A 22,563-nucleotide genomic window follows, 5' to 3' on the forward strand; every position below is an offset into this window, starting at 1 on the left:
TCCGGCAGGGAACCGATCCTGCTGCGGTCGGGCCGTCGGTGTCCACACGTGCGGGGGCCGACCGTGGGACGTTCACCCGATCGGCGGCCCTCGGACACCCGCGGTGCACCCCGGGGACAGGAGAGCGAGGGCGGTCCGGTCCCGGCCGGACCCGGTCAGCAGTCGAGCCCGGTCAGCAGCCGGGCGATGCGGGCGTGCGCCATGAAGCTCGGGTTCACCTGGCGGGTGGAGTGGAAGTTGAGCACCACGTGGGCGTCCTGCTCCGGGTAGTGGTAGAGGTGCGTGGCCCAGACACCGTTGTGTCCCACCGGCTCGGGGAGGCCGCGCATCAGCGGGGGGAGGAACTCGCCGAACCTCAGTGTCATGGCGCCGGCGCCGTAGCGGATGCCGCGGCGGAACCGGCGGCGGGGCCGGAGGAGGTGTTCCAGGCTTTCCCGGGAGACGAGCAGTCCCCCGTGCAGGGCCCGTTGGAAGCGCAGGAAGTCCTCGGCGGTACCGACGACGCCGCCGCAGGCCCAGTCGATGCTCACGGAGTGCGCGCGGCTGAGCTCGTGGCCGTCGAGCCAGAACGGTGCGACGTCGAGTTCGGCGAGGTTATCGGGGGCGTCGTCGGGGTCGTAGGGCGTCGAGGCGCCCGTCATGCCGCCGGGGTCGAGGACCCGTTCGCGCAGGAGGTCGGAGAACCGTTCGCCGGCGGCCTCCTCGGCGATTCTCCCGAGCAGGACGTAGCCGGTGTCCGCGTAGTGGAAGCGCTCCCCGGGACGCCCGGCGGCGGGCAGGCCCCGGACCTGGTCGAGCAGGTCCGCGGGGCGCCAGCGGCGGTCGCGGTCGGCGGCGACCGCGCTGCTCGACGCGGCGGTCCGAACGCGGCCCGGGGGCTCGAAGTAGTCGGGGATCCCGCTGGTGTGCGTCAACAGGTGCTCGACCGTCACGTCCGCGGCGACGTCCGCGCCGGGGGCGGCGGGCAGGCCGGTGAGGTCGCCCGGGGGCAGCAACGCGCCGAGGGGTGTGGTGAAGTCGAAACGGCCCGCGTCGGTGAGCTGGGCGATGAGCACGGCCGTCATGAGCTTGCCGACGCTGGCGGCGTGGAAGGGCGTGGCCAGGTCGCCGAAGTCGAACCCGAACCCGGGCGCCCGCACCAGCACCTGGGGTTCGGGCATGCCGTGGCGACGGCGGGCGGTCCGTTCGAGCCAGGTCCGCAGGCGGTCCGCTGCGTGGCGGGTCGTGGTCGAGGGCATGGCAGGACACCTCATCGGGGGGAGTGGTCGGAGGGGGTCGTTCCGCTCTCTATATGTCTAATAGACATGTCTATGAGAGTCAAAGGTTTAGACTCGGGCCATGTCCCATGTGATCCTCGGCCTGCTCCTGATCTCCCCGATGAGCCTCTACGACCTCGTCAAGGCGTTCGAGGCGGGGGTCTCGCTCTTCTACAGCGCCAGTTCCGGCAGCATCAAACGCGCCCTGGACAACCTGCTCAAGCAGGGGCTCATCGAGGTCGCCAGCGTCGACCCCGGGGCACGCGGGAGAAAGGTGTACCGCGTCACCGAAGCCGGCCACCAGGAGTTCCGCGCCTGGATGACGGGGGAACCGGCCGGGCAGGACATGGAGACCGTGGCGCTGCCCAGGCTCTACTTCCTCGGGCTGTTGGAGCCGGACGAGCGCGCACCGGTGCTCCACCGCATCACCGCGCGCATCGAGGCGGATCTGGCCCGGCTGACCGGACTCAGCGAACACCTCGACGGCCGGGACATCCCCGAGGGGCTCCGCGACGTCGCCCGGCACCAGTTCGCGACACTCGACTACGGCATCGCAGCGCACCGCTTCGCGCTCGACTGGTTCCGTCGGCACGCCGAACGCCAGGAGGGCGCCGGCACGGGGGAGGCAGAACCCGCTCCGCGTCCACAAGCGGATTGACTTCGAGCGCGCTCGAAGTCCTAACGTTCCCGGCATGAAGCAGACCACCGCCTCGCCCTACGAGGTCACCGCCCGTATCCGCTGCACCGACCCCGACCGCGTCGAACCGGCGCGCACCGCCCTGGGCGCCCTGGCGGAACAGACCCGTGCCGAGCCCGGCTGCCTGGCGTTCTCGGTACACGAGGAGACCGAAGCACCCGGTTCGTTCGTGCTGTGGGAGGTCTTCGCCGACGAGGAGGCGTTCCGGCGGCACTTCGAGTACCAGCACACGCGCTCGTACCTGGAACACGAGTTCACCGAGGTGGTCGAGCACTGGGTCATGCGGCCCGTATGAGATGACCGGTGTGGGACGGCCGGTGTGGGACGGCCCTGGTGCGGGGGCGGGCTCACCCGGCCCCCTCGCCCGTCCCACAACCCTCGTGGGCGTCGATGAGCGTCTCGTAGGCCGCGACCTTGGCCTCCAGGGCCCTCTCGTGGCCCAACAGGAGCGAGATTCGCTCACGGAGGTCTTCGTGGTGGTCGGCCAGCATGTCCATCCGGGCGCGCAGGGTGCCCGCGCCCTGTTCGCGGAGTTCGGCGTAGCGGCGCATCCGGGCGATCGGCATCCCGGTCTCCCGGAGTCGGAGCAGGAAACGCAACCACTCGATGTCCTCGTCCCGGTAGCGGCGGTGGTTCCCGGCCGAACGCCCGACCGGCCGGAGCAGGCCGATCCGCTCGTAGTAGCGGAGTGTGTGGCCGGAGACCCCGGTCCGTTCGGCCATCTGCGCGACGGTGAGACCTTCGGTGCCGTGTTCGTCAGTCACGACCCGCAACCTACAACGGGGCCCGGACCGGCGTCCGTCCGCTCCGCCTCGAACAGAGCGCTCGGCCCTCATGCGAGGGACCAGCGGTCCCAGGAGGAGCGCGGGCCCCTTCCACGGTCGAGCCCGCCGGAGGAACGGCGGAGGCACCCGCCGCCGACCACACGTCGGCAGCGGGCGCCTCCAGCACGGCCGGGACCGCTCCCACCCTCCGGTTTCGTTCGACGGGGGAGCGGTGGCCGGCTCAGGCCCTCCTGCGTCGGCCCACGACGAAGGCGGCGATCCCGCCCGCGATCGCGGCCACGGCCGCGGTCACCAGCAGAGCCAGGTTCGCTCCGGTCACCGGAAGTGTGTCCGCACCGCCCCGCTCGTCGGCCGGTGCTTCGGTGCCGGGCTCCTCGGAATCCGGCACCTCCTGCCCGGGGTCCTCCTCCGTGCCGGGCTCCTCGGTCGGTTCCCCGGGTTCGTCGGCGGGCGGTGTGGGCTCGGGGCTCACCGGCGTCTCCGGGTCCCCGCCGCCCGAGCAGAGCGGCAGTTCGCCCTCGAAGGCACCGTTGTGCAGCTCACCGTTGCCGGTGACGCCCTCGGCGAGGGAACCGTGCTCGAAGGAGGCGGCGACCACCGCGCCCTCGATGTTGGACGGGGACAGCCACCGCACGCGTGCGTCCGGGGCGAACACCGTGCCCTCCAGGGTGCGGCTGTCGGGGGTGAAGGTGACCCCGGTGGCGTCGCCGAAGTTGAACAGGACGTACCGCGACTCCGCCAGGCCGATACCGGCCATGTTCGGTGTGTGCCACTCGAACTCACCGTCGACGCCGGAGGTGTCGACGTTCACCAGCAACGGGGCGTCGGCCGAGGGCTTGTCCTCGAAGGTGACGACCTCCAGGTCCGCCAGATCCGCGGCGTCCACGTTCCAGATGTTGGGCCCGGAGGCCAGGGGGAGGGTCACGTTGGCCCCGGAGTCGAAGGGAGGGGTCGCCTCCTCTCCGTCGCCGGTCCGCACCGGGGTCAGGTTGCCCTGGCAGGCCGCCATGCCGGCGGCGCGCTGCCGGTACTCGGGGAACAGGGCGGCCACGTCGAACGCCTCCGCGGTGACCGATTCCTCGGGCTGCCCGGTGGTGAGGGAGATGCGCGGAGTCGACTCGCGCCCGCCGGGGGCCGAGACGACGGTGGAGACCTGTGCCCCGTTGGCGTCGGTGGTGCTGATCTCGGCCCCGCTGGGGTCGCCGATCTTGACATGACCGTCCTGCAGGACCTTGAGGTGGCCTTCGCTGCCGTCGAGGTCCACGCCGCCGTTGACGACGAGCGCGGAGGGCTGTTCGTCCCCGTCACCCACGTAGGTGCCCGGGGTGTGGGCGGCGACGTTGTAGGAGCCGAAGGCCAGGTCGCCACCGACGGCGATGGGGCCCTCGGATTCGTTGCCGGCCAGCTCGGCCCGGCCCTCGACGAGCACGAGGAAGCCGTTGCCGCCCGCCAGGGGGCTGACGGTGGTGTCTGCGGCGGCGGTGCCCGGAGCGGCCAGGGCGAAGGCGAGCAGGGCGGCACCGCTCAGGTGGGTGCCCCGCCGGAGAGCGGAGGAGTGGGATGGGGATTCCGGCATCAGGGGTTCTCTAGTCAGTGTGGGAGACGTGGAGGAAGGACCCCGTCGCGGCCGCCGGGTTCGGCAGGCGCCTTCCGGCGGTGACGGGCCCGGAATCATCCAAGTCCACAAATCGGGTATATCAAAACCACCGGCCGCCCTCCGCGCCTCCAGGGCGCGGAGACCGGACCTCCGTGAACCCTCCGGCGAACAGGCTGTTCACGGGTGCGGGCATCGTTGGCGGCCAGGACCTTGCGGACAACACCTCTCCCTTGGCGCCCTCCGGTTCACATGGCAACTCTCACAACTTCCCGGCCGGTGCTCGACCGGGCCGGTACGAGCTGCCTCCCTGCCGCCGTGTCCTTCGGTGAGGGGTCGCCGCACCCCGGGGGGGCAGGACCCTCGCACCCTCGGCGCGGGCGGTGTCCGGAAGGGGTGGGCCCGGGGGTGATGGGCGGGCCCGTTTTCCGTCGGGGCGGAAAAGGGTCCCACGTAAATTGGTGCTCGTTTGCGCGTATTTTTTGGCGCGCTGAAACAAGCCGAAGGGCTTCTGCTGTCACCGCTGCCTCGTGGGCTCTGTGAAATCGGTGCCCGGGCGCATCGGAGATGTTTCTCCCGTTGCGCTTTCCGGCCTGGCCTCCTTCTGGGTCCGGGTGTCTTCGAGAGGTCGGGCGGGTCACCGCCGTGCTCGGCAGCCGGGTCGCCCGTTCGCCGGGGAGGGCCGGACCGAAACAGCTCCGGCAGGGCCGCCGTTCCGGTGTGAGGGCGTGGCTGAAGCGGGAGTTCGTCGGTCCTTCGAGGGCGCTGGTTTTTGGTCCGAAGTGAACTGGTATTCGGTGTTTGCCGAATGAAGAAGGCCGTGGCTTCGGGTGGTTGCGGCGGGGTGTTTGGCGTCTATGTTTCTGTTGTCATTAACCTTGGTTTTTGGTCTGCTTTTATGTCCCAGCTGTTTGTGGGGTGCTGTGGGAGTTTGGTAAATTCCTTGTGGTTGGAGTGGGGTGCACAGGCCCCATCCGAATTCTTTTCAGTCATATGTGGAATGTGTAGGCACCACCCGTAATGCGTCGTTCCCTGGCCCGCGCGACGGCAGTTGGTGCGGCTTGCGCCCTGGCCCTTCTGCTGGGGGGAGCCGCGCCCGGCACGGTCGGCGAGGAGGCTCCCGCCACCCCCGAGGACACGGCTGCCTACGGGGACCCGGTCGGCGTACAGGGCAGGCCCGCGTCGACCGACGAGCTCCCCGCGGGTCCGGCCGGATCCGACGGTGCCTCCGCAGACGGGTCGCGCGTTCCAGGAAGCTCCGGCGGTGGCCGAACCCAGGTCGAGAACTCCCTGTGGACCTACGTGGACCGTGCCTCCCCCGACCGCCCCCACAGCGGCACCGGAACCGGCACCGTGGGTACGGGACGCCTCGCATGGGACCGCGTCTACACCCGCAGGGCCCTGTTCCGGTTCCCGGTGGCCCTCGGATCCGAGACCGTCGTGGACTCCGCCGTGCTCCGCGCCGAGGTGGCGTGGTCCTATGACTGCGGCAGCGACTCCTTCGTGCAGTTGCACCGGGTCGACCCCTTCCACACCGGAACCACCTGGAACGACCAGCCGACGGCTCGTGCCCTGCTCGACACCCGAAACGTCAGGGGCGGGCACACCGCCTGCCCCGCGCCCGGCGGTGTGGAGTTCGACGTGACCGAGGCCTACCAGTGGGCCGTGGACAACGGAGAAGCCCACATCCACCTGCGGCTCGGCGAACGGGACGAGTCCGGGAGCGCGGCCTGGCGCCGCTTCGACGTCCGTGACAACCCTCCGGTGCTGGTCGTCGACCACAGCCCGCAACGAACCCCGGTCCCGTCCCCTGACCCGGGCGGGCCACCGGAAGCCGTGTCCCCCGGCGGTCAAGCCACCGTCCACGAAGAGGGCACCTCAGCCCCCGCGCCGCACCAGGCGGCGGAGGGCGGGGCCCACTCCGTCGACGCCGTCCCCAGGTCCGGGGGAGCGGACGGCGTCCGTGCCCGGGAGTCGAACTTCGGCGCTCGGCTCCCGGCCGGTGGTGAGCCGGACCGTTCCCTGCGCGGGGAGCGCATCGGCCGTCCGCCCCCTCCGGACGACCGCCGGCGACAGGCCGGGGACGCGGTCCCCAGGGCCCGGGGACCTCCGGTCACCACGTCGCAGGGAAGACACCCCCCGGTTCACCGACCGCGGGAAACCGGCTGACAGACGACACCCCCTCTCCCGATGCGGATCCGGTTGGGCGGCGGACCGCATCGGCGGCGACCCGAGGAAGTCGGACGGGCCGTTCCCCGAGCCCCACGGTGGGCGGGGCCCGGGACGGTCGAGGAGTCGTGCCCCAGCCGCACCGGCCACAGGGCGCAGTGACCGTCTGCGGTGACGGGACGATTCCGTGCAGCCGACAGGATGTCCATCTCACCGGACGCACCCACGCCTGGAGTCGGGTAGGGCTTCTGGCTGGGGAGCCGCGGTGGTCCGGAACCACCTGTGTGCGTGGGCACCACACAGGAGGATTCCGGGCCGCCACCGGCGTCCGCCCGGTTCGGTGGCCCCGGGGCGGACCCAGCCCCCAGTCGGGGGAGAGGGGAAGGCTGCGTTCAGGGCCATCACGGCAGCAACCCTCGTCTCCGTGCTTCCCGGTTCCTGATCGGAAGGCGTGCACCCTCGCGGGCGCATCACGGACTCACGGCACAGGAGCCACTCGGTCCGCAAGAGGCCGAGCAGACCGCTCGGGTCGTGCCGTGTCGTCCTGTGCTGGTGCGGCGGCGCCCGCTGGAGACGTATCGGTCCCGGGGTGGTCGGACACGAAAACGGGAGGAGGCTCTGACGCGCGTTCGAACCAGGGTTTGCCCTCAGCAGCCATGCCTTCGAGGATGCGGAGCGTGTGGGAGAAACCGGCGGCGTCGAGGTTGATATCTGACGCTTCGGTCTGCGGCTCCTCGTCCTCCGGCTCGTGAACGGGAGTGTCTGACACCGGAATGCTCTTGGTCGGTCCGTTGGTCAGTGTGATGTTCAGGGTGTAGCGCCGTGCGCTTTTGATCTGCACCTGGACTGACGAAAGCGCCTCGAAGCGGTAGTTGTCCCGTTCACTGCGGTGCCACCGTGCCCGCTCGAAGTCGAGTTTGGCCGTTGCCTCCCGCATCCCTTCGTTGGTGACCAGGAAAACCCTGATCTCGTACTTCGAATGTCGCCAAGGGCCTCCCTGCACGCCGGCCGACTTACAGGGGCGGTCCGGCGTCGGGAGGAAGGCGTGGGTCGTGACCTCGGGCCAGACCAGACGGTGGTGCTTCAGGGCCTCGTTGAGGATCAGGGTCTTATCCGCGTTCAACCAGGACTCCATCTCCGTCTCGGTGGGCATCAGCGCTTCGAGCTTGCCCTTCCACCGCTCGTACTCGGCCTCCCGGGCCCTGAGGACTTCCTCTCGTTCGTGAGTCTCCTCGCTGTGACGTCGGCGTTCACTGTGGATCCTCAACCACAGGGGAATCGCGAATCGGCCGGTGACCCCGGCGAGGAGGAGGCAGCCCACCGTCGCGGCCGGCGCCTCCTGGAGCACGATGCCGAGAACCGTCATGGTCGCCGCCGCCGAGAGCAGGCACAGAACCACGCTGCGTGCCTTGACCGCTGTGCCCACTGCGTGGATCTCGTCCGGCTCCAGCGGTTGCCCTTCGGACCAGCGCCGGCGAACATCGCGCACCATGAATCGGATCAGCCAGTTCACCTCTCCTTTTCGAACGCCGCTCTCCCGGTAGACACGGGCGACCTCATCGCGCAGAGCCCGGCGTACACCGGCGGTCTGGCTGAGCCATGCGTCCCTGTTCTCCGGTTCGGGGGCGTACCTGGCGAAGTAGTGGTCGAACGTGTGCTGCACGTGGTCCGCGAAACCGCGCTCGGGCGGACGTGCGCGCGAGCGCCGGTAACCGTACTCCTCTTCCTTCGCCAGCCTCCGCCGGTGCTTGTGGTCCCAGAAAGCGATGTGCCAGGCCGCGGCAGATCCGAAGACGAACATCGCCAAGCAGGAGATCAGCGCCAACAGGCTCCCCTGAGCCAAGGCGGACTTCGTTATGACCATGACGGGGAGCAGGAAGCTGCTCGCCAGGAGCAGACCTGCGAAGACGTCCCAGACGGTGGTGGATTTCGGCCTGGGCCTCCTGGCTCTGGCCTTGGCGGGTACGGGCTCGAAGTAGGCCCAGGCCCGGTCGACTCGTTCGCGGGCGCGTTGCTCCAGTTCAGCGTCCCCCTGGATCCTGTGCCACACGCCCTGCTTCATACCTCCGGTGAGTACCAGACCGAGATGGCGCAGGATCAGGTTGCGCTGCGCGGCGGGCAAAGCGTCCAGGCGAACCATCGTGTCCGTTGGGTCTCCACCCGAGCCGTCCACGCAGGACAGGAGCGCGAAGACGATGTTCAGGCCCTGCCACCACTCGTTGCGTTCTGCTGGTTCCCTTCGGTCCGACAGCGCTCCCAGGACGGTGCGATCCTCCCTTGTGAGATCCCGGTAGGAGCGTTTGCTGAGGATGGCCAGAGCCCGGTGGAAATGGATCTTCGGGCTGTCGAATCCGCGCGCGTAGGCTCGTTCGAGGTGTTCCCTCGCTTTGACCGGGACTCCGTCGGAGAGGTAACGGCATCCGACTTCGAAATCGCGCTCGGGTGGGTCTTCGGGCCCCACCACGTAGATGGTGGAATCGCGCATGTTGCCGACCTGGGCTCCGACGGAGGAGTTCGGGCCGGCGTTGTTGGAGGTGTTGGCACCGCTCATGAGAGCCCCTTCACCGCGGTGATCAGCGTGCCGACCTTGGTGGCCAGCGACGCCAGATCACCCAGGAGCCCCATGAGTCGCTTCAGGGCCAGCAGCGAGGTCTTCCTGCCCTGAGGCGTGGCCTCCTCGATTCCCTTGCTCGCGATGTCGAGTTCGTTCGAGGCCGCCTCGTGGGTCTCCTCGTCGATGCGGCCCGCGGAGCGCTCCCGGGACACTTCCTCCCGCAGCGCAGCGAGCTGGTCGGGAAGGTCGACGGGGGCGGGCCCGGCGGAGTTGAGCGCCACGTGGAACGTGCCGCCGCTGACATGGCCGGCCTGGACCCCGACGCTGCCATGGGCGGTGTTGGTGACACTGCCGGAGTCGCGGGGGGTGCTGTTCTCGCGCATGCTGGGGGGCTCCGCTTCGATGAGTTCGGTGGCGAGTTCGAGGGCGAAGGCGGCGGCGTTCGCGGCGGCGATCGGCTGCCACTTCCGATCCGCCTCGGTGGCCTTCGCGCCGTCCGCGCGGTCACTGATTCCGCGCACGATCGCGACCGGTGTCGCGCTCAGGTGTCCTGCCTGGGCGATCCCCGCCCCCTCCATCTCCACCGCCAGGGCGTCGTTGAAGGTCTGCCTGATCCATTCGGCCTCGTGGGAGACGCGGGAGTTCTGCACGATCTCCCCGGCGGCGATGGGGCCGAAGTGCACCCGTGGCCGGGCCCGCTCCGCGGGGGTGAACCGGTCCCAGGTACCGAGCCTGGCCAGGTGCGCGGCCGTCTGGCTGATCTCGTGCGGCGACTCCCACGCACGGGGTCGGGCCTTGAGCCCGTCGTCCTCGCTGGTCCCGCCGTGGTAGGCGTACACGTGCGTTCCGACGACCACGTCGCCGAGCGGTGTGTCCCACAGGGCTCCGGCCACTCCGACGAAGAGCAGGGCGGCGGGTGAGAATTCCTGGATGGCCCTTTCCGTCAGAACGGCGGAGGACTGGTTGCCCTTGCCGGTCAGACCGAGGACGACGCGTCCACGGCCGCCGGGCAGGGAGCCGATTTCGAACCGGGTGCCCCGGGGGTGCCGGTACACCTCGGGGGAGGCAAGCCGCTCGCGTACGGCTTCGTATTCCAGGTTCAGGGCGGTCAGGACCACCACAAGGTCGTTGCTCGTCATTTCGTCTCGCTCTTGGTCGGGGGGTTCTGGTCCGGGGGCAGGGGACGCATCATCGGGGGGCGCAGCAGGTGCTCGGGGCCGGCTTGGAACAGGCGGGCGGGGCGTCCTCTGGTGGTGCGTCTGTCCGAGCCGACGGGGGTGAGGAAGCCGGGTACCGCTTGGACCTTGCGGTAGAAGTTGCGCGGGTCGAGTTCGAAGCCCCACACCGCCTCGTACACGCGTTGCAGGTCGGTGATGGTGAAGGTTTCGTCGCAGAAAGCCGTGGCCAGCGAGGTGTGTTCGATCTTCGTGCGGGCGCGTTCCAGGCCGTCGTCCAGGATCTGGTGGTGGTCGAAGGCGAGGGATCTTCGACCCGAAGTGAATTCTTCGACGGGGCGCCAGGAGGCCGCCGAGGCGTCGGTGCCCGCTTCCGGTTCCGGAAGCCCCGGCGCGATGGCGAGGTGGGCGACGGAGACGATGCGACCGCGCGGGTCCCTGTCGGGGCGGCCGTAGGTGCCCAACTGCTCCAGGTGCAGCGAGGTCGCATCGAGATCGGCCTCTTCGCGGAGTTCCCTTCGGGCCGCGTCGACGATGTCCTCGCCCGCGTTTGAGATGAACCCTCCGGGAAGGGCCCAGTGGCCCTTGTAGGGGGCGATGCCCCTCTCGATGACCAGGACGTGGAGGGTCGATGACCGCAGGGTCAGGATCACCAGGTCGACGGTCAGCAGTACGGGGGGTGGTTGCCACGTTTCGTTCGGCATGCCGCGAGCCTAGCTTCTTGTCAGTTCAACAAAAAGCTATTCTCGGAAATTGGTGCCCGTGGTCGCTCTTTGGCTGGTGTGCCGACCATCAGCCCGTGTGGCTGATGTTTCTGGTGGTTTCCAAGTGCTTGCTGCCATGCGCCCACCACGGGTCCCGTTACACCGGATCGGCGTCCCAACCGCCGACGTCGGGGTTCGGGTCGGCGGGCGTCCCCCTGAGCTCGTGGAAACCCGGGACACCCGCCATCAACAGCGCCCCGTCCCACAGGCGCCCCGCCTCCTCGCCCCGGGGGACCCGGGAGATGACGGGACCGTTGAACGCGATCGGTGCTCCAGCGTCATCCTTCGGCGCCGCGACGGCGACGATCGGGGTGCCGGTGCGCTCGCCGAGCAGGGCGACGCCCTCGGCGTGCGAGGCGCGCACCGCACCGTCGTAGGCGTCCGACACCCCGGCCTCGGCCAGCTCCGCGGGCAGCCCCGCATCGACCAGCGCGGTAGCGGGGTCGTTGAGCCACTGCTTCCCGTCGCCGCCGCGGTCCGCCCAGAGCGCTGCGTAGAAATCGCCGAGTGCCGCCTGCCCGTGCTCGCGCAGCACCGCCGCGCAGATGCGCACGGGTATCCAGAGGTAGCCTTCGGGGTCGCCTTCCGGATCGTCGTCGCGGTCCTCGTTGAGCACCGACAGGCTCATGATGCGCCAGCGCACCTCCAGGGGCCGGACCTTCGCCGCTTCCAGGAGCCACCGCGAGGTGAGCCAGGTGTAGGGGCAGGCCGGGTCGAACCAGAAGTCCACGGTCCGTGTCGCCATGATCTTTCCTTCGGAACAGGGTCTGCTGTTTTTCGGGGTGAACTGCCAGTGTGAACGACAGCGCCCCGGCCCCGACGCCGAACGTCGACAGCAGCGGCCCGGCCAGCGGGCCGAGGTGTGGTGGAGACGGAAACCGGTGGGCCGCGGGGTCGAGCAGGAGACCTGGTCCGAGGACCAGAGGAGGGGTACATGGGGGCCATCACTCGGGAGCAGTGGCGGCACGCGGAATCGATCTGGGAGTACCACCGCATGCGCCACCGGGTGCGGCCGTGTGACGTGGCGATTGCTCTGGGCTGCAACGACATCGGCGTCGCCGAGTACGCCGCCGAGCTGTACCACGCAGGGCTCTTTCCGGCTCTGGTGTTCACCGGTGGGAACAGCCCCTCGACCGCCGAGGTGTTCCCGGCAGGGGAGGCGGTGTACTTCCGTGAGCGGGCCATGGAACTCGGTGTCCCCGACTCCGTGGTCCTGGTGGAACCGGAGGCGTCGAACACCGGCCAGAACATCACCTTCTCCCGCCGGGTCCTGGCGGCGAACGGCATCGTCCCCGCCGCCGTGCTCCTGGTCTGCATGCCCTACATGGAACGGCGTGCTTTCGCGACCGCGCGGAAACTGTGGCCCGAGGTCGAGGTGGTGTGTGCCTCCGCGCCGCTGGGCCTGGGCGACTACGTCAAGGAGATCGGGGACGCCGGGCTCGTCATCGACATGATGGTCGGTGACCTCCAGCGGGTGATGGAGTATCCCAAGCTCGGGTTCGCCATCGAGCAGGACGTCCCCCGGGCGGTGCGTGAGGCCTACGGGGTCCTTGTCGCATCAGGGTTCGACAGCCGCCTGATCCAGAGCTGACCTCGGTCGGAGGGACTGGGGGCGTTCCGCTGAGAGTGGTCCAGCCAGTCCTGGCAGCACCCACGGAACCACGACATCACCTGACCGGTTCTTCGCCGTGGTCGGTGCGCGCACCGGACACCGCAGAGGTTACCGCTGGTGGGGGTTCTGGTTCCAGGGGCCGTACTGCGGGGGCTGCTGGCCGTAACCCTGCGGCGGGTACTGCTGCTGTGGGTAGTAGGGCACCGCGTGCTGGCGCAGGTACTCCTGGTTGGCTGCCGGGTTGTGGACCGCGAAGAACCACTTGGACAGGGGGTGGTGCAGCTGGACCAGCGCGGTGATGGCCATCGGGAGCAGGAGCAGCGCCCAGAAGAAACCGGTTCCGCCGAGCAGGGAGAGCGACTGCAGGACGATCTGGATGATCAGGACGACCTTGGTCATGGTTCGCGCCCAGGAGTGGCCGCGGATGAGGGGGACAGCGGTCACACCCAGGAGCGCGGCGATCACGAGGTAGTGCAGCGAGGCGCCGAACGCGTAGCCGGGCTCCACACCGGCCATGGGCGCGGTGGCCATGTTGATGGTGAGAACGATCAGCGCGACGGTCACGGTGAGCCAGAGCATCACGGCCACGATGTTTACCGGGCCGGGAGCGGGGGCCTGCTCCAGGGAGGGGGTCGGGCCGGGCTGCGGAGGCTGGGGGTACATGGGGGCCTTCGTGGTGAGGATGAGGGGGAGCCCCGCCGCGGTCGGCTCGTGCCGTGGCTCGCGGGGCGGAACCGCTGAAGTAGGTGCAAAGCGTAGTGTAGTTGTCATTCGAACACGCTTCGTGTCAGAGGTGGGCACAGAGCTTTCAGAGCTGGGCTTGGACTCCGGACACAGGGGGCTGTACGCCAGGAGCCTCGTCTGCTGCCAGTCGCGTGTGGTGCAACCGCAGCACCGTCACCGACAGCCGTGCCGAGGTGGTGCGGGTGGTCGTGCTGCTCGGCTTCGACGAGGCGGATCTGACGGGTGAGAACACCACGAAGGTCTATGCCCGTTACGGCATCGACCTGTCCGGCATCGCGGATCTGCGCTTTGGTGCCTGAGGAGGGTTGGTCGCTTCCTCGGCTCTTGTTCCGACGCCTGTCGGGCCGGGGGAGGTGGCTAGTGTCTGGGCATGGCCTCTGATCCCACTGAATCCTTCGCCCGCCCCCGGGTGGCCGCCGGTGCTCTATTTTTCGATGAGCTGGGGCGGGTGATGATGGTGGCCCCGACCTACAAGGACTACCTGGAGATCCCCGGCGGGTACATCGAGCACGGGGAGACACCGACACAAGCCGTGGTGCGCGAGGTGGAGGAAGAATTGGGGATCACCCCGCCGATCGGTCGACTTCTGGTCGTGGACTGGGCGCCCAACCCCTCTGAAGGAGACAAACAGCTGTTTGTCTTCGATGGAGGGGTGCTCGGCCGGCAGTGGCTAGACCAGGTTGTTCTCGACCCAGCCGAACTGGCCGGGTATGAGTTTCACGGTGTGTCCTCAGCAGAGAGGGTGACGATCCCCCGGCTCGCTCGAAGGATCGCTCAAGGGGACCGTGCACGTCGTGAGGGGACCACGCTCTATCTGGAGAGCGGCGAGATCGTCGCGTAAGGATTACCGGTGGCTGTGGAGAGTGGTCTCGACGAAGGCGTTCCACTCCGTGCGGGTGAAGGACAGGTGGCCCAGTTCCCTGTTCTGGGTGTCTCGCACATCGGCTCCGGCCTGGTGCTCCCGGGCTTCGACGCATTCGTTGGTTCCACCGCTATAGCTGCTCTTGTGCCAGTCACTCATTATCAATCGCCTTCATCTCGTCGTGGATTGCTTGCAGTGTTTCCTGTGGGTCCCTGGCGGCTCCCTGTAGAGCAGTGAACACCATACGGCTCCGGTTGATGTCCGCTGAGCCGGAGATGATGCGCCCCTCCTCAGCGGATTCCATGTACACCACCTCGGGTTCGTCTGCTGTGGTGATGATCCGCCTCGGCCCCGACGTCCCCGCGTGCCGTGGTGCCCGGATCGGAAGCATCTGCACAGTGACCCGTTCACGCTCGATCTGATGGGCTACATACGCCAACTGCTCTTTTTGCACCTGCGGGGAGCCGTAGCGTCGCCAGAGCACGCTTTGGTCGATAATCAGCCAGATCACCGGAGAGGTGGCCTCTGCCATGCGCTTTGCCCGGTGGTTCCTCTCCTTGGCGAGGGCGAGGACCTGCTCCTGGGAAAGCCATGGTGCTCCGTATCGGATGAGTGCGTACGAGTACTCCTGTGTCTGGAGATAAACCGGGAACACCAGAGGCTGGTACTCGAACAGGGCGTCGGCATCGTGGGTGCGTTTGGTGACTTCGTGCAGCCACACCTGGCGACCGGAGCCGGTGAGCTCCTCCCAGAGCTTGTCCAGCCTGCCGTCGCTCTCCAGGACCTCGTCCAGGAACTTCCTCAACCAGGGCCGGGCCATGGCTCGGCCGTTCTCGACGTCGGACAGGTGTGAATCGCTGATGGTCGTGCCGCGCTGGCTGATCCTTCGGGCCAGGGCCTGCTGGGTCAGCTCTGCTTCTACTCGAAGCCTGCGTAGCTCCCGCCCGAATGCCTTCAGATCCCGTTCGTCTGTGTGCATGTAGCCATAGGAACACAAGGGGCGATGACTCGTGGGGGATTCCAGAGAATTCCAAGCGCATATGGAAGATTCGTGAGCTCTCCGAGCAGCCTTCACACACCATCGCCCCAGGCCACATCCTTTCTGTCGCGGGCCCGCAGCCATCAGCGCGACGACGAAAGGAACCGGTGGATTCCATGACTCCCACCCGGCCACCCCTCGACCTGCCACGGCGGATCCGCTGCACGGATCCGGCCCAGGGGTCCCTGGAGTGCGGGCACCAGCTCTGGCATCTCAAGGCCGCCCGTAGCTGGGCCACTCACGTGGCCCGCACCACCCCCGTCTGCGCGGATCCGTTGCTGGTCTCACTCTCCGAGCTGCACACCAACGCGTTGAAGCACACCGCTTCGGGGCTGCCCGGTGGGCGGGTTCGTATCGAGATCGAGCGGCGACGCCGGCTGTTCCTGCTCCGTGTCACTGACGATGGACCCCGCCCCGGTGCGGAGGCGACCGTGCCTGAGGTCTGCCCGCTGCCGGGACAGCAGGCGCCGGGACAGACGCTGGCGGAGGGCGGTTACGGGTTGGCCCTGGTGGACGCGATGGCCCTGTACTGGGACTTCACCCGCGAGCCCGACGGCGGGTTGATGGTTCGTGCCGCTTTCGACCGGTCCGGACGAACCCGGATGGCTGTGTGAGACCGCGCGGCCGGGTTGTGGTCGACAGGGGTTGAAGCACCTTGCTCACCCAAGCGAACATCGACCATCCCTCGCGGGAGCGGTGTGTTCAGCGGGGATCCAGGGCCGTGGTCCCTGTGTGGCGTGGATGGGAAGCGCAGTTCCGGGTGGTGTGTGGGCTCGGGGCCAGAGACACCCGCTCATGCCGCAGAACAAAGAAGAGCAGTGAAGTGGAGGCGCCCCGACGCGGTGTTAGTGGCACCGGGCCGGGGCTGAAATCCCCACCTGAGTAAGCAGGAGGAGATCCGTGGAGAAGCCTACTGGCAGGCATCGCAAACCCGTGCGGGGCTGGGGACAGCGAGTGCGGTGGCTGTTCGGCGCGGTCCTGGCCGCTGTGCTGTGCAGCCCGCTCGAAGTCTCACCGCGTCGGAACAACGAGCGCTCCAGGCACGAAGGTCGGTTGGTGCTGGAGCGCCGCGCGACTCCCAGGGCCATCCCCGCCCCCTCGCACGAGGTGCGGCGCAGGAGGTCGAATGTTCTCGGGGCCGTTGGAAACGAGCCCGAGCCTGGTCCCGGGCCGGTGCGGGTCCCGCGACCCCGGCGTCCGCGTCCCTCGGAGCAGCAGGGGTGGTGTGTGGACAACGACGGGGTGCGCGGGGTGCGTCCCTACTTGTTTGGTGGCCCGGAGCAGGCACGGCCCCGCGCACGACAGGAACCGGTTGGGGGTGACCCGGGGGAGTTCGATGATCTGGCCGCTGCGGTGCGCACCTCGCTGAGCCTGCCGGCCACCTGATCCTTGGACCCGACGGGTCCGAACACGCGGAAGGCCCCGATCCGCTGGATCAGGGCCTTCCGGCTCTGGGGTGAGTGACGGGACTTGAACCCGCGACTTCTTGGACCACAACCAAGTGCTCTACCGGCTGAGCTACACCCACCACGTCCGCCTGGCCTCTCGGCCCTGCGTACGTATGAAAGCTTAGCGGACTCCGAGGAGTGCTTCGATCAGTTTTCCGGGTCCGTCTTGGCGAGAGCCGCGTCACGTGCTCTCAGACCGGTGCCCCCGTCGACCACCTCGGCGGCGATGGCGCGGGCCGTGGCCGAGCTCGGTCCGGGCTCGGGGACGAACGCCGCAGCGCGGAAGTACCGCAGCTCACGGATGCTCTCGGTGATGTCGGCGAGGGCGCGGTGGCCGCCCTTCTTCTCCGGGCTGGCGTAGTAGACACGCGGGTGCCAACGGCGCAGAAGCTCCTTGATCGAGGAGACGTCCACCATCCGGTAGTGCAGGAAATCGTCGATCCGGCGCATGTCGCGTGCCAGGAAGGTGCGGTCCGTGGCGATGGAGTTGCCGCACAGGGGTGCCTTGCGCGGTTCGGTCACGTACTGGCGGATGTGTTCGAGGACGCGGTCCTCGGCCTCCTCCAGGGTCACGCCCTTGTCCAGCTCCGCCAGGAGCCCCGAGGTGGTGTGCATGTCCCGGACGAAGTCGCCCATCCGGTCCAGGGCCTCCTGCGGCGGCTTGATCACGACGTCCACACCCTCGTCGAGGATGTTCAGGTCCCCGTCGGTGATCAGACAGGCCACCTCGATAAGTGCGTCGTTCTCGAAGTCGAGGCCTGTCATCTCGCAGTCGATCCACACCAAACTGTCATTCATACCGGTCAGCTTAGAGGCTGGGCGGACCGGCCCGCAGACGCGAAGGGGGCGGCGGGCCTCGGCCCGCCGCCCCTCATCGTTGCTCGCTACCGGGTCAGTCCCAGACGTAGGGGTCTGACACGCCCTGCGGCTCACCGACGTCGAAGATGTCGTACATCCAGTCCCACACGTCCCAGAACTGGAGGTAGGCCAGCGCCAGCAGAACCAGCACGATCAGGACCAGGAAGAAGCAGCCGCATCCGCAACCGCGCTTCTTCCTGGGCGGTGTGGGCGGCTGCTGGGGCGGCGGCCCGTACGGGTTCTGCCCGGGGCCGCCGTGCGGGCCCCACTGGGGGGCGCCGGGGGGCGGTCCGCCGGGAGGGCCGCCCATGGGGCCCTGCGGCGGACGGCCGGGGCCTCCGGGCGGCGGACCTCCGGGAGGGCCGCCCATGTGCGGCTGGCCGGGGCGCGGTCCGGGACCGCCGGGCGGGCCCCACTGCCCGGGCGGCGGACCCTGCGGGGGCATCGGGGGCCGGTGGCCCATCTGCTGTTGCGGCGGGAAGCCGCCGGGCGGCGGTCCGAACTGCTGGTGCGGCTGTCCGGGCGGCGGGTAGCCCTGCTGCTGGTAGCCGTACTGGGCACCGGAGGGCGGCTGGTTCGGCCCCGACTGCGGGTGCTGCGGGCCGGACGGCGGCTGCTGGCCCGGGAAACCCCCCTGGGCCGGACCGCCCGGGGGTACGGCGGGGCCGTGGCCCGGCTGTGCGCCCGACGGAGCCTGGTTCGCACCCGACGGGGGCTGGTTCGGTCCGGACGGGGGCTGCGGCTGGCCCGGGTTCTGCGGGGTCCATCCGGCGGGCGGGACACCCGCGGACTGCGGGGTGCCGGCCTGGGGCTGCTCGGGGGCGGCGGGGGCGTGCTGCTGGGCCTCCTCGGCCCGCCTGCGCTCCTCCTCGGCCTGCTGCTTGGCCTCGGCCTCCTTGCGGACCCGCTCCTCCTCGCGCTTCTGGGCGGCCTCCGCCTCGGCCTGACGGCGCTGTTCCTTGCGCTCCTCGGACAGGTCCGACCAACCCTCCTTGAGGTTGCCGAGGAACTTGTTGAACTTGCCGCCCTTGCCGTCGTCCTCGCCCGCACCGCCCGCGAACGCCGGGTCGTTGGGGTCGAAGACGGCGGTGCCACCGGGCCCGCCGGGCTGGTCGCCGCCGGGGTTGAACACGGCGGTGCGCGGGGTGTCACCGATGCTGCCGGGATCGAAGACGGCGGTGCGGGGCGTGTCGCCGATGCCCTCGTCGGCCAGGTTGGCCGTGGGGACCTCGTCCTCACCGGCATCGGGCGTGTCGTCGCCCGCGCCGGGCAGGTCGGAGGGGCTGACCCGCATCGTGGCTCCGGGACCGCCGCCCAGGTCCGCGGTCGCCTCGTCGTCGCTGAGGTCGGCGGTCGGCTCCTCGTCGGCCGGGTCCTGGCGCCAGGACGGGCTGATCCGCATGGTGCTGGGTTCGTCGTCGACCGGTGCCGCGGGGGGACCGGCCGCGCTGTCCGGCTCCGAGGCCTGTCGGGCCCAGGACGGGTCGATCCGCATGGTGCTGGGCTCGTCGTCGCCGGGGGTGGGGGTGGAGGACGAGGGCTGCGAGGGCGCGGAGGTCTGCTCCCAGGACGGATTGATCCGCATGGTGCTGGGTTCGTCGTCGATCGGTGCTGACGACGAGGAGGAGCCGAGGCGGACCGTGTCCTCCTCGTCATCGTCGGGAGACGGGGAGCCGTCCCTGTTCTGCTCGCCCAGGTCGGTGGTGGCGGCTTCCTCGTCGGAGCCGTCGGCGCCGCCCTGGAGTTCGCTCAGTGAACGGGTATGCCTCGTCCACTCGTCGCCGTTCCACCATCTGAGCGTCTGCGCGTCGCCCTGCGGGTCGGCGTACCAACCCGGCTCGATAGATCCACCCATGGGCGACAGACTAAGGGGTTTTGGAGCTGTACTTAACCAGTGGTATCCGATTCTTCGCGATGGTGGGGTTTTGGCGCTTTTGTCCCGCCGCTCGGGCGCTTATGTGGTTACGGAGGGTTGAGGGTTGGGGTGTTTCCGTGATAAATGGGAAGGTCTCGCCGCCGGAACCGTCCCGTGCAGACCGGCGGTCAGCACACGCTCCGGCATCACCCGGCCGGGCGCGGTCGACAGCGAACCCGGAACCTGGCCGTGGCCGAAGTGACCGCCCCGGGACCACACCCGGACCGTTTCCTCCGGGGAGGGGGGACGCTCATTCCGAACACCGGGCGGTCCGGCCGGCCAGCTCCTGGACACACCCCACGACTCCAGCCAGTCCACGATCGGGGCCAGCCCGACGAGGGAGCCATCGGTGAACGGCTCCTCCTCCGTGGCGACCACGGCGACCACCAGGCAGACCCGGCCCTCGTCACCGTGCTCCAGACACAGTCCGTGCCGGGAGGTGCTGCCCAGGGCGAGACCGCTCCGCCGGGTGGCGGCCAGGGCCTGTGCCACGGCACCGGTCATCGGGTTCCACACCAGGTGGACGCTTTCCCCCTTCTGGACCAGCCGGTGTGCCTCCTCCTTCGCCGACCACGCGTTCGGGTCCGATCCGGTCACCGTCCATACGGCGCGCGGGGCGCCGGCCCCGGTGGCGGTTCGGACGGCCCCTCCGTCGATCCTCTCGGCACCGGGCATCCACGCCTTCGCCATGGCACTCCCCAATCCGGCCGCACCGGGTCTCGGTCCTGTGGATCCGGGGCGGGAAAGGCGCCCGGGTAACGGATCCAGGTCCTTCCCGTGGTACGCCACCCCGGTGGAGAAGTCCATAGCCGCGCGGGCGGTGGATAGGTTCATGTCACCTTCCGTTCCGCCTTTCCCGTTCGGCGGAAGGGAGCCGAGCGGAAGGGGCCCGAAGGGCACCGCCCGGACCACTGCGGAGTGCCCGGGCCGCAACGAGCACGACCGGGACGCGGCGCACTGCCGCGTCCCGGTCGGTCCGCCTTCGCCGGGCCCGGCGAACCGGCGCGGGCGGACCCCGGTGCGGGCGGACCCCGGTGCGGGGCCCGCCCGGTGCCTACTCCTCCTCGTTCCCGTCGTCGGCGATGCGCAGCGAGAACGCCTGGAGGAAGATGTCCCCGATCTCGGTCGGGTCCTCGGTCATGTACGCCGCGCCCCCGGTGGCCGCCGCGATCTCCTGGAGCGGCTCCAGGTTCTGCACGTCGGGGCCGAAGGCGATCGTGATGATCGGGATGGGCCGGGTCGGGCTGGCGAGGGAGTCGATCTGGGACATCAGCTCCTCGAACTCCAGCCCGCCGGGGTTGTCGTTGTCCCCGTCGGTGAGCATCAGGACCACGTTGGTGCGGTCGGGCCGGTAGGTGCGCGACATCTCCTGGTAGGCGGCCAGGTAGGTCTCGTACAGCGCGGTGTCGCCCTGCGGGAGCGGCTCCAGGCCCTGCAGCGCGGTGCCGATCACGTCGCGGTGCGCGTTCCCGGCGTCGTCGGTGGCCTGCAGCTCCCTTATCGGGGCGATCTCCTGGTAGTGCAGGTCGTTGTTGACGTTGGTGGAGAACTTCCACAGGCCCAGCTCGGAGCTGTCGGAGAACATCTGGAGGCCCTCCGCGGAGGCGGCACCGGCCACCTGCATTCGGGTCAGCCCGGTGCCGGGCACCTCGGCCAGCATCGACCCGGAGACGTCGACGATGGTCAGTACCCGGGAGTCCATCTTCAGCTGGTTCCAGGAACGGGTCAGCTCGGTGATCGAACCCTCGGAAGGCGCGGGCAGTTCGGCGGGCTCGTCCGCGCGGAACCCGGCCTCCTCGGCCAGCACGGAGCCGTTGACCTCGCCGTCGGGGCCGCGGAAGCCCTCGTCGACGAAGCGCTGGACGGCCTCGTCGGTGCGCACGGCGGTCCGGAACACCTCGGCGGCGCGGGTGATGTCGCTGTCCTCGCTGCGCACGATGTACGGGTAGTCGAGGAAGTAGGTGCCGTCGCTGAGGTAGCTGGGCTGGGCGGCGGCGTCGGCGTGGGCCGCGTTGTAGCGCCACACCGCCTGCTCCGACATCACCATCACGGGCGGGGCCTCGGCGCCGCCGCCGCTCAGTGCCAGGAAGGCGGCGTCCTCGTCGGCGGAGGCGCCCTGGTGCAGGGACTGCAGCGCGGCGGTCATGTGCGCGTTGAAGGTGTCGGCGTCGGGACTGGCCTCCTCCAGAGCGCCGTGCAGCAGGTAGAGGGTGCCGAGCCCGCTGGAACTGCGGGCCGGGTCGACCACGCGGACGGTGCGGTCGCTCTCCTCGCCGGGGGCGGCGGTGGGGACCACGTCCATCCAGGTGGTCTCGCCGTCGTCGGCCTCGGCGAACTCGGCCAGCTCGGCCAGGACCAGCGGGCTGCGGGCCAGGGAGGTGCCGGTCTCGGTGATGACGGCGTCCCCGGACTGGCTCTGGACCAGCCGCGGCCACACGGAGGAGTCCGGGATCCACACGTCGGATTCGGTGTCGCCCATGGTGGCGCCGGACCCGGTGATCTTGTAGGCGACGTTGGCCGAGTCGACCTGGCGCACGTTGGCGCGCACACAGTTGTTGTCGACCTTGTGTTCCTCGGCGTTGAAGTCGCCGGCGACGTCGGCCAGCGCGGGGCCCAGTTCGGGGCTGACCGCGACGTCCAGCTCGATGTCGGAGCCGCCGCAGCCGTCCCCCTGCCCGAACATGTACACGCCCGCCACGGCGAGTCCGACCACGATCACCATCGCGGCGGCCAGCGCGGCGAAGGCTCCGCCACGGCCGCGGCGGCGTCTGCTCCGGCCGGAGGGTTCTTCTGCGTATTTTCCGCGGTGACGTCCCACAGCTTTCCTCACGGGGTGGTGTACGGACGAGGTGTCGTACAGGGGGATGAGTCGGTACAGGGGTGTGCGGTACGGGCGGTCCCGTACGCGCCGGTTCGGCCTCCGGGTCGGTGCCGGAGTGAGGCGAACACGGGAGGGTTACTGGTGGGAACGGTACTCAACACCCCAAGCTTCGTGAATGAGACCCGGGGCGCCGGGCTGCGCGGCGGCGATCGGGTCAGGTGTGTCGGGATTGCCTACGGAGTACCGTCCACCCTGGGAAATCCGACTTGT

20 protein-coding genes, 1 tRNA gene and 1 pseudogene are annotated in these 22,563 nt (G+C 69.4%); 7 read left to right on the top strand and 15 right to left on the bottom strand.

All coding sequences use genetic code 11. The features are described from left to right. Positions 1 to 155: 155 nt before the first annotated feature. The gene (locus ACUKCB_RS00965) at positions 156 to 1,238 is read right to left on the bottom strand and encodes a serine hydrolase domain-containing protein (RefSeq protein ID WP_473038557.1); all 1,083 of its coding nucleotides are present in this window, start codon (positions 1,236 to 1,238) and stop codon (positions 156 to 158) included. Between the two features lie 100 nt (positions 1,239 to 1,338). Between ACUKCB_RS00965 and ACUKCB_RS00970 the strand changes: the two genes are divergently transcribed. Together ACUKCB_RS00970 and ACUKCB_RS00975 are read left to right on the top strand one after the other, a co-directional pair. Beyond that, positions 1,339 to 1,914: a PadR family transcriptional regulator gene (locus ACUKCB_RS00970; RefSeq protein WP_473038558.1), complete on the top strand. Its 576-nt coding sequence runs from the start codon at positions 1,339 to 1,341 to the stop codon at positions 1,912 to 1,914. Between the two features lie 34 nt (positions 1,915 to 1,948). Continuing rightward, positions 1,949 to 2,248 carry a putative quinol monooxygenase gene (locus ACUKCB_RS00975; RefSeq protein ID WP_473038559.1) on the top strand — a complete coding sequence of 100 codons (300 nt, stop codon included), beginning with the start codon at positions 1,949 to 1,951 and terminating at the stop codon, positions 2,246 to 2,248. A 52-nt stretch (positions 2,249 to 2,300) separates the two neighbouring features. Here ACUKCB_RS00975 and ACUKCB_RS00980 read toward each other — a convergent pair whose 3' ends face one another. Then, complete coding sequence (locus ACUKCB_RS00980; protein WP_473038560.1) at positions 2,301 to 2,717, bottom strand: MerR family transcriptional regulator; 417 nt, start codon at positions 2,715 to 2,717, stop codon at positions 2,301 to 2,303. 241 nt (positions 2,718 to 2,958) lie between these two features. Further along, complete coding sequence (locus ACUKCB_RS00985) at positions 2,959 to 4,314, bottom strand: collagen-binding domain-containing protein (protein WP_473038561.1); 1,356 nt, start codon at positions 4,312 to 4,314, stop codon at positions 2,959 to 2,961. 1,038 nt (positions 4,315 to 5,352) lie between these two features. On the opposite strand from ACUKCB_RS00985, the gene ACUKCB_RS00990 reads away from it, so the two are divergent. Then, a complete protein-coding gene (locus ACUKCB_RS00990; RefSeq protein ID WP_473038562.1) occupies positions 5,353 to 6,501 on the top strand; it encodes a DNRLRE domain-containing protein in 1,149 nt (382 codons plus the stop codon). Positions 6,502 to 6,979: 478 nt separating this feature from the next. Here ACUKCB_RS00990 and ACUKCB_RS00995 read toward each other — a convergent pair whose 3' ends face one another. The 4 genes from ACUKCB_RS00995 to ACUKCB_RS01010 all read right to left on the bottom strand — a co-directional run bounded on the left by ACUKCB_RS00995 (position 6,980) and on the right by ACUKCB_RS01010 (position 11,739). Beyond that, complete coding sequence (locus tag ACUKCB_RS00995) at positions 6,980 to 9,052, bottom strand: hypothetical protein (protein WP_473038563.1); 2,073 nt, start codon at positions 9,050 to 9,052, stop codon at positions 6,980 to 6,982. After that, on the bottom strand, positions 9,049 to 10,194 hold the full coding sequence (locus ACUKCB_RS01000) for a 5'-methylthioadenosine/S-adenosylhomocysteine nucleosidase family protein (protein WP_473038565.1): 1,146 nt from the start codon (positions 10,192 to 10,194) through the stop codon (positions 9,049 to 9,051). Before ACUKCB_RS01000 ends, ACUKCB_RS00995 begins: the two co-directional genes overlap by 4 nt. Next, the gene (locus ACUKCB_RS01005) at positions 10,191 to 10,934 is read right to left on the bottom strand and encodes an NUDIX hydrolase (protein WP_473038567.1); all 744 of its coding nucleotides are present in this window, start codon (positions 10,932 to 10,934) and stop codon (positions 10,191 to 10,193) included. Before ACUKCB_RS01005 ends, ACUKCB_RS01000 begins: the two co-directional genes overlap by 4 nt. Positions 10,935 to 11,091: 157 nt before the next feature. Further along, entirely contained in the window at positions 11,092 to 11,739 is a 648-nt protein-coding gene (locus ACUKCB_RS01010; RefSeq protein WP_473038568.1) for a mycothiol-dependent nitroreductase Rv2466c family protein, read from the bottom strand. A 189-nt stretch (positions 11,740 to 11,928) separates the two neighbouring features. Here ACUKCB_RS01010 and ACUKCB_RS01015 point away from each other — a divergent pair, with 189 nt between their 5' ends. Next, a complete protein-coding gene (locus ACUKCB_RS01015) occupies positions 11,929 to 12,585 on the top strand; it encodes a YdcF family protein (protein ID WP_473038569.1) in 657 nt (218 codons plus the stop codon). 129 nt (positions 12,586 to 12,714) lie between these two features. Here the strand turns inward: ACUKCB_RS01015 and ACUKCB_RS01020 are convergent, their stop codons facing one another. Continuing rightward, positions 12,715 to 13,269: a hypothetical protein gene (locus ACUKCB_RS01020; protein ID WP_473038570.1), complete on the bottom strand. Its 555-nt coding sequence runs from the start codon at positions 13,267 to 13,269 to the stop codon at positions 12,715 to 12,717. 239 nt (positions 13,270 to 13,508) lie between these two features. Between ACUKCB_RS01020 and ACUKCB_RS01025 the strand changes: the two are divergent. Then, positions 13,509 to 13,649: pseudogene (locus tag ACUKCB_RS01025) on the top strand (adenylate cyclase); the annotation flags it as partial. A gap of 71 nt (positions 13,650 to 13,720) precedes the next feature. Continuing rightward, positions 13,721 to 14,191 (top strand): NUDIX domain-containing protein, encoded by a 471-nt coding sequence (locus ACUKCB_RS01030; RefSeq protein WP_473038571.1) that lies wholly within the window; start codon positions 13,721 to 13,723, stop codon positions 14,189 to 14,191. Between the two features lie 3 nt (positions 14,192 to 14,194). Here the strand turns inward: ACUKCB_RS01030 and ACUKCB_RS01035 are convergent, their stop codons facing one another. Then, positions 14,195 to 14,371: a DUF397 domain-containing protein gene (locus tag ACUKCB_RS01035; protein ID WP_473038572.1), complete on the bottom strand. Its 177-nt coding sequence runs from the start codon at positions 14,369 to 14,371 to the stop codon at positions 14,195 to 14,197. After that, positions 14,364 to 15,191, bottom strand: coding sequence for a helix-turn-helix domain-containing protein (locus ACUKCB_RS01040; RefSeq protein ID WP_473038573.1), 828 nt, complete (start codon positions 15,189 to 15,191; stop codon positions 14,364 to 14,366). Before ACUKCB_RS01040 ends, ACUKCB_RS01035 begins: the two co-directional genes overlap by 8 nt. Positions 15,192 to 15,367: 176 nt before the next feature. Between ACUKCB_RS01040 and ACUKCB_RS01045 the strand changes: the two genes are divergently transcribed. Next, positions 15,368 to 15,865: an ATP-binding protein gene (locus tag ACUKCB_RS01045; RefSeq protein WP_473038574.1), complete on the top strand. Its 498-nt coding sequence runs from the start codon at positions 15,368 to 15,370 to the stop codon at positions 15,863 to 15,865. An 838-nt stretch (positions 15,866 to 16,703) separates the two neighbouring features. On the opposite strand, the gene ACUKCB_RS01050 is transcribed toward ACUKCB_RS01045, so the two are convergent. From ACUKCB_RS01050 to ACUKCB_RS01070, 5 genes are all read right to left on the bottom strand, one after another. Beyond that, positions 16,704 to 16,779: transfer RNA gene (locus ACUKCB_RS01050), tRNA-His, on the bottom strand. Between the two features lie 67 nt (positions 16,780 to 16,846). Next, entirely contained in the window at positions 16,847 to 17,497 is a 651-nt protein-coding gene (gene orn, locus ACUKCB_RS01055) for an oligoribonuclease (RefSeq protein WP_473038575.1), read from the bottom strand. Positions 17,498 to 17,591: 94 nt separating this feature from the next. Further along, a complete protein-coding gene (locus ACUKCB_RS01060) occupies positions 17,592 to 19,412 on the bottom strand; it encodes a hypothetical protein (RefSeq protein ID WP_473038576.1) in 1,821 nt (606 codons plus the stop codon). Between the two features lie 99 nt (positions 19,413 to 19,511). Next, on the bottom strand, positions 19,512 to 20,162 hold the full coding sequence (locus ACUKCB_RS01065; protein ID WP_473038577.1) for a hypothetical protein: 651 nt from the start codon (positions 20,160 to 20,162) through the stop codon (positions 19,512 to 19,514). Between the two features lie 364 nt (positions 20,163 to 20,526). After that, entirely contained in the window at positions 20,527 to 22,290 is a 1,764-nt protein-coding gene (locus ACUKCB_RS01070; protein WP_473038579.1) for a substrate-binding domain-containing protein, read from the bottom strand. Between the last annotated feature and the right edge of the window lie 273 nt (positions 22,291 to 22,563).

The sequence above is a fragment of the Nocardiopsis moroccensis genome, from assembly GCF_055763695.1.

Bases quoted from the DNA above. Each gene is read 5' to 3' on its own strand.
- ACUKCB_RS01065 (WP_473038577.1), bottom strand. From the start codon at position 20,162: ATGGCGAAGGCGTGGATGCCCGGTGCCGAGAGGATCGACGGAGGGGCC.
- ACUKCB_RS00970 (WP_473038558.1), top strand. From the start codon at position 1,339: ATGTCCCATGTGATCCTCGGCCTGCTCCTGATCTCCCCGATGAGCCTC.
- ACUKCB_RS01035 (WP_473038572.1), bottom strand. From the start codon at position 14,371: ATGAGTGACTGGCACAAGAGCAGCTATAGCGGTGGAACCAACGAATGC.
- ACUKCB_RS00990 (WP_473038562.1), top strand. From the start codon at position 5,353: ATGCGTCGTTCCCTGGCCCGCGCGACGGCAGTTGGTGCGGCTTGCGCC.
- ACUKCB_RS01060 (WP_473038576.1), bottom strand. From the start codon at position 19,412: ATGGGTGGATCTATCGAGCCGGGTTGGTACGCCGACCCGCAGGGCGAC.
- ACUKCB_RS01040 (WP_473038573.1), bottom strand. From the start codon at position 15,191: ATGCACACAGACGAACGGGATCTGAAGGCATTCGGGCGGGAGCTACGC.
- ACUKCB_RS01020 (WP_473038570.1), bottom strand. From the start codon at position 13,269: ATGTACCCCCAGCCTCCGCAGCCCGGCCCGACCCCCTCCCTGGAGCAG.
- ACUKCB_RS00975 (WP_473038559.1), top strand. From the start codon at position 1,949: ATGAAGCAGACCACCGCCTCGCCCTACGAGGTCACCGCCCGTATCCGC.
- ACUKCB_RS00985 (WP_473038561.1), bottom strand. From the start codon at position 4,314: ATGCCGGAATCCCCATCCCACTCCTCCGCTCTCCGGCGGGGCACCCAC.
- ACUKCB_RS00965 (WP_473038557.1), bottom strand. From the start codon at position 1,238: ATGCCCTCGACCACGACCCGCCACGCAGCGGACCGCCTGCGGACCTGG.
- ACUKCB_RS01005 (WP_473038567.1), bottom strand. From the start codon at position 10,934: ATGCCGAACGAAACGTGGCAACCACCCCCCGTACTGCTGACCGTCGAC.
- ACUKCB_RS01000 (WP_473038565.1), bottom strand. From the start codon at position 10,194: ATGACGAGCAACGACCTTGTGGTGGTCCTGACCGCCCTGAACCTGGAA.
- ACUKCB_RS01045 (WP_473038574.1), top strand. From the start codon at position 15,368: ATGACTCCCACCCGGCCACCCCTCGACCTGCCACGGCGGATCCGCTGC.
- ACUKCB_RS01030 (WP_473038571.1), top strand. From the start codon at position 13,721: ATGGCCTCTGATCCCACTGAATCCTTCGCCCGCCCCCGGGTGGCCGCC.
- ACUKCB_RS00995 (WP_473038563.1), bottom strand. From the start codon at position 9,052: ATGAGCGGTGCCAACACCTCCAACAACGCCGGCCCGAACTCCTCCGTC.
- ACUKCB_RS01010 (WP_473038568.1), bottom strand. From the start codon at position 11,739: ATGGCGACACGGACCGTGGACTTCTGGTTCGACCCGGCCTGCCCCTAC.
- ACUKCB_RS01015 (WP_473038569.1), top strand. From the start codon at position 11,929: ATGGGGGCCATCACTCGGGAGCAGTGGCGGCACGCGGAATCGATCTGG.
- orn (WP_473038575.1), bottom strand. From the start codon at position 17,497: ATGAATGACAGTTTGGTGTGGATCGACTGCGAGATGACAGGCCTCGAC.